The sequence below is a fragment of the Pontibacillus chungwhensis genome (assembly GCF_030166655.1).
In the GTDB taxonomy this organism is placed as follows: Bacteria; Bacillota; Bacilli; order Bacillales; family BH030062; genus Pontibacillus.
Map to the genome: position 1 here is coordinate 440286 of NZ_CP126446.1, position 13367 is coordinate 453652.

16 protein-coding genes are annotated in these 13367 nt (G+C 43.9%); 12 read left to right on the top strand and 4 right to left on the bottom strand.

The genetic code is table 11. The annotated features are described in order from the left end of the window. Positions 1–82 precede the first annotated feature (82 nt). Positions 83–2275, top strand: coding sequence for an ATP-dependent helicase (locus QNI29_RS02285; protein ID WP_231419164.1), 2193 nt, complete (start codon positions 83–85; stop codon positions 2273–2275). 36 nt (positions 2276–2311) lie between these two features. On the opposite strand, the gene QNI29_RS02290 is transcribed toward QNI29_RS02285, so the two are convergent. Continuing rightward, on the bottom strand, positions 2312–2494 hold the full coding sequence (locus QNI29_RS02290) for a hypothetical protein (protein WP_231419165.1): 183 nt from the start codon (positions 2492–2494) through the stop codon (positions 2312–2314). A 170-nt stretch (positions 2495–2664) separates the two neighbouring features. On the opposite strand from QNI29_RS02290, the gene QNI29_RS02295 reads away from it, so the two are divergent. From QNI29_RS02295 to QNI29_RS02340, 10 genes are all read left to right on the top strand, one after another. Then, positions 2665–2895: a hypothetical protein gene (locus tag QNI29_RS02295; protein WP_284526730.1), complete on the top strand. Its 231-nt coding sequence runs from the start codon at positions 2665–2667 to the stop codon at positions 2893–2895. 146 nt (positions 2896–3041) lie between these two features. Then, positions 3042–3542: an RNA polymerase sigma factor gene (locus tag QNI29_RS02300; protein ID WP_231419168.1), complete on the top strand. Its 501-nt coding sequence runs from the start codon at positions 3042–3044 to the stop codon at positions 3540–3542. Further along, positions 3532–4617: an anti-sigma factor gene (locus QNI29_RS02305; protein WP_231419170.1), complete on the top strand. Its 1086-nt coding sequence runs from the start codon at positions 3532–3534 to the stop codon at positions 4615–4617. Before QNI29_RS02300 ends, QNI29_RS02305 begins: the two co-directional genes overlap by 11 nt. After that, entirely contained in the window at positions 4602–4901 is a 300-nt protein-coding gene (locus QNI29_RS02310; protein WP_231419172.1) for a hypothetical protein, read from the top strand. Before QNI29_RS02305 ends, QNI29_RS02310 begins: the two co-directional genes overlap by 16 nt. Positions 4902–4933: 32 nt before the next feature. Continuing rightward, positions 4934–5215, top strand: coding sequence for a hypothetical protein (locus QNI29_RS02315; protein ID WP_231419175.1), 282 nt, complete (start codon positions 4934–4936; stop codon positions 5213–5215). A 118-nt stretch (positions 5216–5333) separates the two neighbouring features. After that, on the top strand, positions 5334–5798 hold the full coding sequence (locus tag QNI29_RS02320) for a divergent PAP2 family protein (protein ID WP_231419176.1): 465 nt from the start codon (positions 5334–5336) through the stop codon (positions 5796–5798). A gap of 209 nt (positions 5799–6007) precedes the next feature. Further along, positions 6008–6850, top strand: coding sequence for a formate/nitrite transporter family protein (locus QNI29_RS02325; RefSeq protein WP_231419177.1), 843 nt, complete (start codon positions 6008–6010; stop codon positions 6848–6850). A 654-nt stretch (positions 6851–7504) separates the two neighbouring features. Beyond that, entirely contained in the window at positions 7505–8203 is a 699-nt protein-coding gene (locus QNI29_RS02330) for a Na-translocating system protein MpsC family protein (RefSeq protein ID WP_231419179.1), read from the top strand. A 112-nt stretch (positions 8204–8315) separates the two neighbouring features. Beyond that, the gene (locus tag QNI29_RS02335; protein WP_231419180.1) at positions 8316–8804 is read left to right on the top strand and encodes a hypothetical protein; all 489 of its coding nucleotides are present in this window, start codon (positions 8316–8318) and stop codon (positions 8802–8804) included. Positions 8805–8889: 85 nt separating this feature from the next. Next, positions 8890–9927, top strand: a complete 1038-nt coding sequence (locus tag QNI29_RS02340) for a PLL family lectin (RefSeq protein WP_231419182.1) — start codon at positions 8890–8892, stop codon at positions 9925–9927. A gap of 18 nt (positions 9928–9945) precedes the next feature. On the opposite strand, the gene QNI29_RS02345 is transcribed toward QNI29_RS02340, so the two are convergent. From QNI29_RS02345 to QNI29_RS02355, 3 genes are all read right to left on the bottom strand, one after another. Then, positions 9946–10410: a hypothetical protein gene (locus tag QNI29_RS02345; RefSeq protein ID WP_231419183.1), complete on the bottom strand. Its 465-nt coding sequence runs from the start codon at positions 10408–10410 to the stop codon at positions 9946–9948. A 44-nt stretch (positions 10411–10454) separates the two neighbouring features. After that, on the bottom strand, positions 10455–10895 hold the full coding sequence (locus QNI29_RS02350; protein WP_231419184.1) for a CHRD domain-containing protein: 441 nt from the start codon (positions 10893–10895) through the stop codon (positions 10455–10457). A 79-nt stretch (positions 10896–10974) separates the two neighbouring features. Then, a complete protein-coding gene (locus QNI29_RS02355) occupies positions 10975–11775 on the bottom strand; it encodes an alpha/beta hydrolase family protein (protein WP_231419185.1) in 801 nt (266 codons plus the stop codon). Between the two features lie 234 nt (positions 11776–12009). On the opposite strand from QNI29_RS02355, the gene QNI29_RS02360 reads away from it, so the two are divergent. After that, a complete protein-coding gene (locus QNI29_RS02360) occupies positions 12010–13323 on the top strand; it encodes a phenylacetate--CoA ligase family protein (RefSeq protein ID WP_231419186.1) in 1314 nt (437 codons plus the stop codon). Positions 13324–13367 lie beyond the last annotated feature (44 nt).

Sequence of the window (13367 nt, forward strand, 5' to 3'; positions counted from 1 at the left end):
ATAGATGGAAGAGGGGTGCTGTGCCTTCTTCCATCTATTTTTCTTTTCGTTTTTTCACATGAAATGAAAGGGAGAGGCTTTAATGGATTTCTTTACAAGAATGGAAGAGGCAACAGGAGTTCGATTGAATGAGGTGCAACAAGAGGCTGTCGTGCATACGGATGGCCCTCTGCTGCTGTTAGCTTCGCCAGGGTCAGGGAAGACAACAACTCTTAATATGAAGATCGGGTACTTGTTACTAGAGAAGAAAGTTAGGCCGGATCGCATTATGGCGATTACGTTTAGTAAGCAATCGGCTCAGGATATGTCAGAGCGTTTTGATGAGTTTTTCTCTGAATTAACGAATGATAAAGTTCATTTCTCCACCATTCACAGCTTCGCTTTCAAGGTGGTCCGGGAGGCTTTAAGGAAAGAAGGGCAAGACTTTCAGCTAATCGAAGGACAGATTAATGAGGGCGAGTGGAAGAAAGGATTTGACGGTCAACATGTGCCGCTCCATAAGAAATTTATCCTGAAGAAGCTCTTTGAAGATGAGAACGGGACACAAATCTCTGATGATGAGATGGACGAGCTGATGACCTATATTAGTTTTGTGAAGAATCGCATGCTTACCGGGAAAGAGCTTTATAAAGTGAAAGCGAACGTGAAGAATGCAGCTTCTATTTACGAATCGTATGAGCGGTTTAAGAAGGAGTATACCCACTCCCTGTTGCTCGACTTTGACGATATGCTCACCTATTGTCATCAGAGTTTGTTGGATGACCCTGAGATTCTAAATCGATATCAGCAACAGTTTGAGTATATCTTAACGGATGAGAGTCAGGATAATTCCGTCGTTCAGCATGAGATTGTTGAACTGCTTGCTAAGCCTCAAGATAACTTATGTGTCGTAGCCGACGATGACCAGTCGATCTTCATGTGGCGGGGGTCTGATGTGACGAAGCTTCTTCAATTTGAGAAGACGTATCCTGATGCTACGGTCTTGACGATGTCACAGAATTATCGGTCATCTGTTGAGATTGTTGAAGTCTCTAATCAGTTTATTAAGCGGAATCAGAACCGATTTCACAAAGAAATGTTCACAGAGAACCCTTCAGCTAACCCGATTGCGATTAAAGCAATGCGTAGCTATGAGGACCAGCTGAAGTATGTAACGGAGCAGGTGAAAAAGAGCAGCCCAGAAGAAGAGGTCGCTGTTCTGTATAGAAATAACGCCTCTGCTGTGCCCCTTGCTGATAAGCTCAGTAAAGCTGGGATCGACTTCTACATGAAAGATATTGATGCGAAGTTCTTCAAGCACTGGATTGTTGAGGACATTCTGAACTTCATGAGGCTTACGTACAATGATCGCCGGGCGGATATTCTAGAAAGAATTCATACGAAGTTTAATGCGTATATCACCAAGAGGCAGATCGCGTTTCTTAAGAATCGACAAAGTCAGGAATCCGTATTTGATCTCCTTCTTGAAACAGAGCTTCCTTCTTATCAGAAGAAAAACGTGACCCAGGCGAAGAAGCTATTCGCTGAAATGAACAAGATGGAACCAGCCAGAGCGATCCGTGTTATTCGTGACAGACTCGGATACGATAAAGCGATTCAGAAGATGGTAGAGAAGTTTGGCTTTAACGGGGAACATCTATTTACGGTTCTAGATACGCTTGAGGAGATTGCAGAAGGTCTGGGTTCTTTAAAAGGATTCGCTGACCGTTTGAAAGAACTTGAGCAGTTGGTCCAGACATCTAAATATAATAAACAGACGTGTTCGCTTACGCTGACAACGTTCCATAGTGCAAAAGGGCTTGAGTATGACAAAGTGTATATGATCGACTTGATTAACGGAGTGGTACCTTCTAAAGATGATATGGACCAGTACCGTAAGAAGGAATATGGGCCGATGGAGGAAGCGGTGCGTCTCTTCTATGTAGGGATGACCCGTGCCAGAACGCATTTGGAGCTGTTAACCTATGGCTATAAAGGGCAAGAACGTGTGTCAGAGTCCCAGTTCGTCACAAATGTAAGGCGTATTGCCAAGTTCCCTGATGAGAAGAGAGCTGTGACAAGACGGAAAAAGCCAGCCCCTGATTTATCAGATGAGAGCTTACTTGGCTGGGATGAAATTGAGGTCGGAAAGTCAGTGGAGCATCAGAAATTTGGTGCTGGTGTGATTAAAGAGTATGGTGGAGATGCCATTACGATCCAATTTGACGAGATTGGCTATAAAGAGTTTAATGCGGAGATTTGTATTGATAATGGGATTTTACGTAAACGAAGTTAGGGCTTCCTGTAATGAGGAAGCCCTTTTTTTATGGGATTAATTTTGTTCTGGATTCTTTGATTTGCGTGCGCGTTTAGCTGATTCTTTGTGTGCTTTATTCGCTGCAGCACTTCCGAATTCGCCCGCCACTTCCTGCCCGAATTCTACATCCATTTTCTTCGGTTCAAATCCTTTTTTATGCTTTTGTTCTGCGTCATGCTTCTTTGTTTTCTTTGCCATGGTTGATTCCCTCCTTTTGTTCAGCTTTAGTATGTTTTCTCTGACAGTGGTTTATACAGAAGCTTTCCGTTATCAAAAGAAGGAGAATTCGTTATAATGGGATTTAAAGGAATAATATTACAGAAGGCTGATAACGTTTTACGAATACATAAGGAAAGGGATTGGGCGGAATGAGTATTGGGGCCATGATTCATATCGTAGTGATTGGACTTTTGTTTGTTACCTCGGTTTATGCTGGGAACTGTGTGAAGGAACGATCAGATGGCGTGAGAGGTGCGCTCGTAAGTGGAGCGATTCCTGTCCTATTCTATCTGTTGTTCACCTATAGTCCTGCTCTTTTGCTTTCCCCGTTCTTTGTCCTCATCATGGTGATGACGTGGAGAAGAACAGACACGGCCTAACTACAACACGGAACGGACCTCGGTTGCTAAGGTTTTCCCTTAGCAACCGAGGTCTTTTGACTATGGAGCGAATGAGAATAAAAAGTTGAATAACCTGCAACTTTTTCCAAATGAAATACGTGGTTAGGTCAGAAGGGAGGGGAGCCATGGAGATAGAGGAGTACTATGAACAATATGTAAAAGATGTGTACCGATATATCTTATCGATGTGTGGCGACCCTTACCTTGCAGAAGATGTCACGCAAGATACGTTTATCAAGGCTTTTCAATCTCTTGGAGCGAACCCGCCAATGCGGGTGAAGCCTTGGCTGTTTACGATCGCTTACAGAGTCTTTGTAGACAATCACCGGAAAACGAAGCGGATCCATCCAAAAGACCCAAGCGATTTCAGGACTTTGGCTGATTCCGTAACAACGGAAGATCAAGCGGTAGATCGCTCGAAGCAGGAGGTCTTCTACGAGTTGTTACAAGAGCTGCCAGACAATCAGAGACAAGCGATTCTGTTGGTGGATGTGAATGAATTGTCGATTAAGGAAGCTTCACAAGTCTTATCGATCAAAGAAAATACATGTAAGAGTCATCTGTTCCGCGGACGGACGAAGATAAAGAAGTGGATTCATGAAAGGTGGGAGGAAGATGACGGATGATTTTAAAGAGCGTCTACGGCGCTATCAGGAAGGGGAATTATCGAAAGAGGAAGAAGACGAAATGGAGCAAGATTTGGATAAGTTTGATGTGTATCAATCATTTCTTGAGGAGCAGTCAGAAGAGAAAGAAGAGCCTTTTATTAATAGTCAGGAAGTCATCCGGAAGGGATGGTTCTACCAGCGCTTTTCCCTGATTGCGACTGTACTGACGGTTTTACTCCTCATTATCCCAGTTCTTGAATTAGGCAGTAAGATGTATTATGTCGGGAAAGCAGGAAAGCTTGTTGATCTCACAACGAAAACCATTTATCTGACAGAACCGAATGTCACCATTGATGACGATCGTCTGGACGTTCGCGCCAGATTCTTTAACCTTACGTTTTCCCTTGATCTCTACAAACAAATAGGCGGGGAGAAGGTTCGGATTGGAGATTGGGATGTGCTTTATGAGCTCGATAAGGTGGATTATCCTGATTATCCGGACCGGGAGTATGTGATTGGGGATCCACCACTTGATATCCCCCATCCAGAAGAGAAAAAGCTTTATCATCCTGATGACCCTGCACCCAATTCTGATTGGGAGCGCTTAGAAGCATTGCCTGATGGCACGGTAGCTGAAGTATATGTATCCTTTGATCAGCTTTATGAGGAAGGAGAAGTATTGAACCTACTTGGGTCCATGCGAAGTGAATGGCAGTGGTTTGCTGTTAACACAGGTCTTGAGGCAAGTGGTAAAAGCACAGAAGGCGGCTATCTAACGCCAATTGGTTATCCAACGGATTCAAACGAGCGGGTATGGTCCCCCCGTGAAGGAATCGATGATAATGGCAGCTCGAACAAGGAGCAATTCCTCCGGGTTATGAGGGAGTTAGAACAGTATGAAGAACAGGCAACAGATATAGCCAGGACCAAGTGGCTTGACCTTAAAGAACGGAATGATTACCTAGACAAGAACGGCGTTACAATCTATGGCGGTGTCGTGACAGGACCTGTAGAAGAATTGCTGTCTTTACGTGACAAAAAGGAAATTCAGCATATGAAAGTCGGGGAGGTGCGCTTATGGAATTACGATTGAAAAAAGGCTCTTCTAATGAAACGCGCTTTGGGATGGTATCCATCATCCTAGCCCTTATCTTCTTAGTGTTTCTGAACGCTTTGGTGCTAACGGATCGTATGATTCTTCCGGGTGCTTTGTTCATGCCATTACCTGGTATTGGGATCGTTTTTGGATTAATTGGGCTGATTAGGTTGAGAAAGAAATTCTCTTATTCTGTCTTTGGAATTCTGTTGAACGGTGCTTGCTACGTTATTTTATTCTTATATTTTGTGGCCAGTTTATCCGTTTATCCAATTCCCTAATGGTGAGGGAACTTTTTAGAGGAGGGTAAGCTTTGAATAAAAGAGCTTTTCATATCTATAATATACTGGTTTTACTGGTGCTTCTTTGTTTCAATCTTCTCGTTTTATTTGCGTTTGGGATAGGTGAAGGTGGTATAGATGTTGCGGCAATGGTCGCGCTCGTGTTCTCATTTTTGCTTTGGGGCGTATTTTATTTCATTCAATTTGTTCGAAACGAGAAAGTATGGAGAATAGCCTGGTTCTGTATTATGGTGGTTGTCCTGTACTTGTGGGAAACAGGGTATGGGGCCTGGGTTGGCAGGGTGATCTTTTAAAGGATTATAGCCGTTGTGTGAATAGATGCCTATTTCTCCGCTTAAATCATTCAATATCGGGTAATGGAATTAAATAAGTCCATACTGAAGATGAGATGATTGATTGGAGGAAGAAACGATGAAGAAAATGAACCGAGGAATTCTGACCGCGATCTCATCCATTGGAATCGCACAGGCACTTAAGATCCTGACCCATAAGAAGCTTTCAGGAAAATGGGATGTAACGCAGGTTGCCACAACAGGCGGGATGCCAAGCTCACACTCTGCCGGCGTGTGTGCGCTCGCCACATACTTAGCTTCTCATAAAGGAACACGTCACACCGAAACAGCTCTAGCAACCGTCTTCGGAGCAATTGTCATGTATGATGCACAAGGCATTCGCCGCCACACTGGTGAAATTGCACGCCTTGTTAATGAATTAGAAGATAGTTTTGCCTCTTTAGCTGGTGACTTTCCTAGCTTTGAATTTGTAGAACGTGAGAAAGAATTAAAAGAACTTCTCGGCCACCAACCTGTTGAGGTACTAGGTGGAGCCATCTTAGGATGTTTACTAGGCTTTGGTTCTGCGAAACTGGAGAAGTAATGAACGTATACGGAACCTCTCATACACACGTATGGGAGGTTTTTTTAGTAAGAGGAACCATATCTATAGGAAATGTCAATATATATCAGAATCGGAAGCGCTATCAAATTCTATATATGACAAAATCGTGAGAACAGTTGCTGATTAGAGGAAACAAGCATATGATTATATGTGAAATAGTTCACAAGTTAATTGAGGTGGTGGTTAACATGGAGGAGAAAACGATTGACCTACTTATAGAAAAAGCATTAGGGAAGAAAGAAATGGTGGAGGTGAGCCCGAGTCATTATTTAATAAGGGCGGCGCTCGCAGGCATATATATTGGATTTGCACTTATTCTATCTTTTCAATTGGCCCAACCGTTCTATGAACAGCATGCACCTTCAACCTATTTGATAAACGCTTTGTTCTTCGGGATTGCCTTTTGCTTAATTATTTATGGCGGTTCAGAACTCTTTACATCCAATACGATGTATATGACGGTGTCTTCATTAAAGAAAGAAACCACCTGGGTGGATACGCTAAAGGTGTGGGGCTACTGTTATGCCGGAAATGTGGTCGGCATCCTATTCTTTACCGGAATGATCTACATGACAGGCTTACTTCAAACAATTCTGCCAGACGAATCCTTGCTCATTGCAGCTGCCGAGAAGAAAATGAACGTCCCGACTTCTCAACTATTCTTCCGCGCCATCTTAGCAAACTGGCTTGTGTGTTTAGCCGTATGGCTTCCAATGCAAGTCAAAGAAGATATCTCAAAGATTCTCTTGATGATGCTTCTCGTGTTCACCTTTTTCATTTCAGGCTATGAACACAGCATTGCCAACATCGCCTTATTCTCACTAGCCCTCTCATCCCCTCACACAGCACTCGTGAGCATGGGAGGATTCATCCATAACCTAATCCCTGTCACCCTTGGCAACATCATCGGAGGTGGTTTCTTTGTCGGAGCCGTCTACGTCTACTTAAATCAGAAAAAACAACCAGCTCCAATGTCCATAAAAGCACTAAAGCCATTAAAAAAACGCCCATCCAAAACCTCGCATGTTTAAGTTAGATCTAGAGGGGGAGAATACTCTTTTTACTTTCGCTTGAGTAAAAGGTTGAATAACTGGTGATTTTCAAGGTATGCCTACAGCTGTGGGGACGCTCGTAAAACTATAGTCAGGGGTGTCTGGGGAACGGGGAGACTCCTACGGGAGAGAGAGGTAGACGAGACCCCGGAATGAGCGTAGCGATTGAGGAGGAACATATAAGGAAGCGGAAGTTCGACTAAAACCGTCACGTCCTGTGACAACGTCGAACGACCCCACCTCGTGTGGGGCCCGTGGAAAGCGAGTCGTTCCCCAGACACCCCAACCTCTCATCAAACATAGCGTTCCCAACCCCATAAAATGTATTATATTCAAGCTTCCTAAATGGAGCATGAATATATAAATAACTTTGTTTCACCAAGTTTTAACATTATTATTTAAAAATAATGGAAACAGCGTTATAATAGCTGTGGGAGAAATGAATAAACTTTTCTCCAATAATAGAAAACCACAAGTACTGTCTACCGAAGCCATCGAAGGTCAGCCTTCTTTGGCTTTTTTGAACGCTCCAATTCAACTCACATGCAGCTTCGGCAATCTTTTGTTTAGCTTATTTTCTCAAGTGGTATATCGAAGAATAATAGAAACTGCAAGAGAAAAGGGTTGAGAGAGATGGAAGAGAAGTCTATGCAAGCTGAGTTAGCGAGTTATACCGGAAAGCTTTTACGAGAGCATTATGGCAAAGGGCCGGCTTCGGTCTATGTTTCCATTAAGCATCCGTTTATTACATTTTATCTTCGGGATTTCCTCACCCCAACAGAACGAGTGCTTCGTACTCAAGGGCACGATCAGAAGGTCGAAGAGACACGAGATCTCTTAATGAAGCAGGTGTTGCATGAATTAAAAGCCACCATAACCGTGGTAGCTGACCTGCATGTAGAGAACCTATATTATGACTGGTCATTAGAAAATCGGACAGGAGTGATCCTCGGCGTCCTGTCAGAAGATAAAACGAACAAAGATGAATCGTTTGCCGAATATCCGGCAAAAGATAAGCTGCATAAAGAAATTAATCGTGTAAGCGCACAAGTAGAAAAAGAACCGGAAGAGACCAATTCTCTCTATTTAAATGATCGAACGCTCGTTATTCAACGAAAAGGAATTCTAGTAGATATTGAGAGAGAATTAATTCGTTCTGGTTATGAGCAGCCGCTGCGTTTAAGTAAACGAAGGTTAGAGAAAGATATGCTCGATCGGAGACTCTATGAATCCATTTTGGATGTTCACATCATGGATACCTTTGTAGATTGGGACTTTCAATTGGATCAGAGTTTTATAACGTTAATCATTCAAAAGAATAAACCGATGTAGGTGGAAATGGGCTAGACAATAGAGCTAGACATAAGCCGAAAAGACGTCATGTGACGTCTTTTCGGCTTTTTTTTGTGGATAAATTGTAAAGAAAGAAAAGGAGTAATAGAACATGTTTGGAATTGCAGGAGCCATTAAACTGATCCTATCAGCATTTATTATTTTGCCCGTTGTATCAATCATTCGGGAAGGAGGTTATTTAATTGCTAGTTATTTATTAGGGGCGAGCAGTTCGAAAGTGACAGTTGGCTGCGGTCCGAAAGTCTTTCAGCTAGGGGTTTTTGAAGTTCGTCGTTATTACTTTATGTACAGCTGGTGTAGCTATGATTCTTTGAAATTCGATAAGAAATGGGCGCACATTGTGATTTATTCAGCCCCTATTATGAGTAACATCATTGTTGCGATTGGAGTTAACGCTCTTTTAGCAGTCGATGGCATTCCCATGGAATCGTTCTGGACGCAGTTTATTTTCTATGCGTTTTATTTTGTCTTATTTGACTTTCTTCCTGTTTATTATCCAGATGGACAGCCGAGTAATGGAAGGGTGATTTACGATTTGGTTCGTCATAACAAATTCCCGGACTTTGAAAAAGAGGGATGATAAGACTTTTTTTCAAGTGGACGACCTCTAAACCTCCTGACCTGGGCATAAAGTGTAAAGAATAGCCTGGATAGGAGGAACATCAATGTGGAATTCGAATGGGTATTATGATCCTTATCAAATTCAAGCTCCTTATGATAACCAATTACGACAAGGATGGCAGGGAGGGAATGTGCCCTATCAACAACCTTATTATGAACCTTCAACAACCTATGGGTACCAGCCTCCTGTAGAGCCGTATACAGAACCTGCTTATCGGGCCAGCTGGAAGTCATGGGAAGACTTAGGTTCCCCGCCAAGAGGAATGAAGGGCGCACCTGCTGTGGCTTCCTGGCAGCCTAATCGTTTGGACTGCTTCGTGCGGGGCGAGGATAACGCCATGTGGCACAAATGGTGGGATGGTTCGCGCTGGAGGGAATGGGAGAATCTCGGCGCCCCACGAGGCGGGCTAAGAAGTTATCCGGCGGCTGTATCATGGGGTGCCAATCGAATTGACTGTTTCGTACGTGGTAGAAATGACCGCATGTGGCATAAGTGGTGGGATGGTTCACAGTGGAGAGGTTGGGAAGACCTTGGCGCCCCTCCTAGAGGGATGAAAGGCGCACCGGCAGTAGCTTCCTGGCAGTCGGGACGCCTGGATTGCTTTATTCAAGGTGAGGATAATAATATGTGGCACAAATGGTGGGATGGCGCCACTTGGAGTCAATGGGAAGATCTTGGCTCTCCGCAAGGTGGATTACGTGATGCTCCAGGTGCTGTATCATGGGGACCCAATCGAATTGACTGTTTCGTACGTGGTCGTAACGACAAACTGTGGCATAAGTGGTGGAACGGGGCCGCTTGGAGCGAGTGGGAAAATCTTGGTGCCCCGCGTGGAGGGTTTGAAAATGCTCCGGCAGCGTCCTCCTGGTCATCGAACCGACTGGATGTCTTCGTCCGCGGAGACAATAATAGCTTGTGGAAGAAGACATGGAAAGCGACAAAGTGGAGTGATTGGAAGGACCTTGGCTCTCCTCAAGGTGGCGTCCGTTCAAGTCCGGGCGCGGTATCCTGGGAAAGAAAACGAGTCGATTGCTTCGTAAGAGGAAGAAACGACAACATGTGGCATAAGTGGTATTCCTAAATAGAAAAGCCTGCAGCTCTATGTGGAGTAGCAGGCTTTTTTCGTTTGTGTGTCTAGAATTCCGGGTCTGACGTCGAGAAAAGAATCGGCGACGACTAGAATATTGAGCCTGACATCGAGAAAAGAATCAGCGGCGACTAGAATATTAAGCCTGACGTCGAGAAAGCAGCCAGGGACGACTAGAATATTGAGCCTGACGTCGAGAAAGGAGTCAGGGATGTCTGGAATGTTGAGCCTGACGTCGAGAAAAGAGTCAGTGATGTCTAGATTTTTGAGTCTGACGTCGAGAAAGCAGCCAGGGACGTCTAGAATATTGAGCCTGACGTCGAGAAAGGAGTCAGGGACGACTAGAATATTGAGCCTGACGTCGAGAAAGCAGCCAGGGACGTCTAGAATATTGAGCCTGACGTCGAGAAAGGAGTCATTGACGTCTAGAATCCTGAGCCGGACGACTAAAAAGAAGCCCGTCATGTCTAGAATCAAAGGCCTGACATCTAGAAAAGCGCATTACGTGGTTTTTCTATGAATTATCGACCCTCTTGAAGGGGAACGATTTGCCCTCTTATTTCACCCGAGAGGTTCTGTTCGGTGTGAACGTTTACGTATGTTAATTCTTTTTTCATGCAGTCGAGAAGATCGGCAATAGAGTGAATTCCGACGTCATTTTTCACAATGTCTTCATCCTTTAGGATACCTGTTACCACGCCTTTTTGAGTCGATATTCCATTTTGATTTGGAAGTGTTTCAAGGTCTGCGCCGAATAAGAACGCAACTACGGGGCCGTTCTGCTCTCTGTTACCAAAATGGATGTGGGCTTGAACAAAATTTTCGATATCTTCTATTTTTAAAACGAATTTAATTTTCGTGTCATGCTTGTTTGAAGCAAATTTTGCAATTCCAGATGCATGGGTTTCGACAGGTGGAACTTCATTTTTCCCTTTTAATCGTGCCTTAAATAATTTATCCATATCAACGCCTCCTTTAGTGAACGCTCTTATCTTATTCACTGGGCGCGAGATGGTGTTTGTATATTATAGAAGAGGAGTCTTATATGCTTTTTAGAAGTAAATCGACTTCTTCAAGGACAGCTTCCCAAGCTTCTGTTTTGGTGTCTGTCAGCATAAAATGTTCAGCTTCTGTCAGCTCCACAAACTTCACAAACTCAGCGAGTTCTTCAGCGTGTCGCTGGTAACGAGAGCTGATTCCAATAGGGACATGGATATCCAATGATCCGTGAATAAGCACATGTGGAACCTCAATAGGAAGTAGTTCAAGAGGTGAAGCTGCTTGCAGACGCTCCCGTACTTCTTCTGGTTTTCCTTTTAATAAGTCGGCCACCGGGTTGTTGGGTTCTGATCCCATGGACGCGTCTCTGAAATGATGGACAGTATACATTGTTTCAGGATCTACAACTCCAGCAAGGCTAATGGCTCCTGCAACAGGGTGAGGATTCTCGCAGTAAAGTTCACTAGTCGCAGGAATCTTATGGCGTCCAGCGAGCCACATAGCTAAATGACCACCAGCTGAATGGCCAATAGTGATCGTTTTGTCTATATCCAGATTATAGTCTTGTGCAAGGTTTTTAACGTAATCATGAGCCCTTCCAACGTCCAGGAGGGTGTTGGGCCAGGCTCCATCATCTTGTCCAACTCGGCGGTACTCAATATTCCAAGTGGCGTAACCGTGAGCGGTTAAATCTTCTGCTGCGTCTGTCATGAGTTCTAGTGTAAAGGGTTCTCTCCAGAATCCTCCGTGAATAACAACGGCAACAGGGTGAGGACCTTCTCCCTCAGGGATTCGAAGTTCTCCGTATTGATCCTTTTGTTCTCCGTAAAAAATTTTCTTCATCGTACCACCTCTTTATTTTTTATAGGGGTATTATCTCACAGATCACCGAGAAAAAGGGAAGATTGGACGGTATAAAAGATTTAATTTTCTGATTACTTATTGACTTTCCTTTTCTTTCAAGATAAGTTAGTAAGTAAATGATGTAACGAAAAAAAATTATTCGGAATTTAAGTGCAATACGATTCATTCTGTCTGCCGGGTTTTGGGATTCTAAACGAAAATGGGGGAAGATCTATGATTTTGCACAAAAATGAAAGCGCTTCAAAAAATGATAGGGAACACGTTCAGCTTGCTGGATTGAAGAAAACCGTAGAACGAGTGTATGAGAATGTGCCTTTTTATCGTGAAAAGTTTGAGGCATTAGGCCTAAAGCCGAGTGATATTCAAACTCTTGAGGATGTTCAAAAGCTACCGTTTTTACAGAAAAAAGATCTTCGCGCCCACTATCCATTTGGGTTATTCGCAGTCGACCAAAGTGAAATTGTGCGTTTGCATGCTTCCTCTGGGACAAGCGGAAAGCCTACCGTTGTGGGGTACACAAAGAACGATGTTCAGATGTGGTCGGATCTTGTAGCGCGTGCGATCTCCTTAGCGGGAGGAAAGAAAGGGGAAATCCTTCATAATGCGTATGGCTATGGATTGTTCACTGGGGGACTGGGTCTTCATTTCGGAAGTGAAGAGCTGGGCATGGCCACGGTACCTGTATCTGGAGGGAATACCGAAAGACAAATCACTTTGATTGAGGACTTTAAACCAACCGTCATCTGCGGCACACCTTCTTATATGTTAAATATTGCAGAGCGTATGGAACTAATGGGGAAAGACCCTCGTGCCACGTCCATTAAGTACGGCATATTCGGAGCTGAACCGTGGTCTGAGGAGATGAGGCGTACCCTTGAAGAGAAATTCGATATCAAAGCTTGTGATATTTATGGACTGAGTGAAGTGTTAGGTCCTGGGATAGCTATGGAATGTCACGAAGCACAGGAAGGGCTTCATATTGCAGAGGACCATTTCTTAGTAGAAGTTATTGATCCGGAAACAATGCAACCTGTTCCGGATGGAGAAGACGGAGAGTTGGTCTTTACAAGTTTAACGAAAGAGGCCTTCCCTGTTATCCGTTACCGGACAGGCGATATCGCATCAATTACCCATGAGCCTTGCGCATGTGGTCGGACGACAGCACGCATGTCGAGAGTAAAAGGACGGATTGATGATATGTTAATCATCCGTGGCGTAAATGTATTCCCGTCTGAGATCGAACATTTCCTATTGCAAGTAAAAGGAATTGTGCCTCATTATCAGCTCCATTTAATGCGAAAGGGGAGCCTGATGCAAGTTGAACTACAGGTAGAAGTGGATGAGGCGTTTTATGGAAGTATTGATGGGGATCTGAAGCATGAGAAATGTGATACCTTATCCAAACAAATCCGAACGATTATGAAGAATAATTGCCTTGTCTCAGTAGACGTTCGTGTGAATAAACCGAACTCCATCCCTCGCTCAGAAGGGAAAGCCGTGCGAGTCGTAGAACAGATGATGAGCTAATTTTATATCGCAAAAAGTAAAAGCCTAAATCGACAAAGATTTAG

Excerpts from the sequence above, each read along its gene's own strand:
- QNI29_RS02285 (WP_231419164.1), top strand. The coding sequence starts at position 83 with ATGGATTTCTTTACAAGAATGGAAGAGGCAACAGGAGTTCGATTGAAT.
- QNI29_RS02290 (WP_231419165.1), bottom strand. The coding sequence starts at position 2,494 with ATGGCAAAGAAAACAAAGAAGCATGACGCAGAACAAAAGCATAAAAAA.
- QNI29_RS02295 (WP_284526730.1), top strand. The coding sequence starts at position 2,665 with ATGAGTATTGGGGCCATGATTCATATCGTAGTGATTGGACTTTTGTTT.
- QNI29_RS02300 (WP_231419168.1), top strand. The coding sequence starts at position 3,042 with ATGGAGATAGAGGAGTACTATGAACAATATGTAAAAGATGTGTACCGA.
- QNI29_RS02305 (WP_231419170.1), top strand. The coding sequence starts at position 3,532 with ATGACGGATGATTTTAAAGAGCGTCTACGGCGCTATCAGGAAGGGGAA.
- QNI29_RS02310 (WP_231419172.1), top strand. The coding sequence starts at position 4,602 with ATGGAATTACGATTGAAAAAAGGCTCTTCTAATGAAACGCGCTTTGGG.
- QNI29_RS02320 (WP_231419176.1), top strand. The coding sequence starts at position 5,334 with ATGAAGAAAATGAACCGAGGAATTCTGACCGCGATCTCATCCATTGGA.
- QNI29_RS02325 (WP_231419177.1), top strand. The coding sequence starts at position 6,008 with ATGGAGGAGAAAACGATTGACCTACTTATAGAAAAAGCATTAGGGAAG.
- QNI29_RS02330 (WP_231419179.1), top strand. The coding sequence starts at position 7,505 with ATGGAAGAGAAGTCTATGCAAGCTGAGTTAGCGAGTTATACCGGAAAG.
- QNI29_RS02335 (WP_231419180.1), top strand. The coding sequence starts at position 8,316 with ATGTTTGGAATTGCAGGAGCCATTAAACTGATCCTATCAGCATTTATT.
- QNI29_RS02340 (WP_231419182.1), top strand. The coding sequence starts at position 8,890 with ATGTGGAATTCGAATGGGTATTATGATCCTTATCAAATTCAAGCTCCT.
- QNI29_RS02350 (WP_231419184.1), bottom strand. The coding sequence starts at position 10,895 with ATGGATAAATTATTTAAGGCACGATTAAAAGGGAAAAATGAAGTTCCA.
- QNI29_RS02355 (WP_231419185.1), bottom strand. The coding sequence starts at position 11,775 with ATGAAGAAAATTTTTTACGGAGAACAAAAGGATCAATACGGAGAACTT.
- QNI29_RS02360 (WP_231419186.1), top strand. The coding sequence starts at position 12,010 with ATGATTTTGCACAAAAATGAAAGCGCTTCAAAAAATGATAGGGAACAC.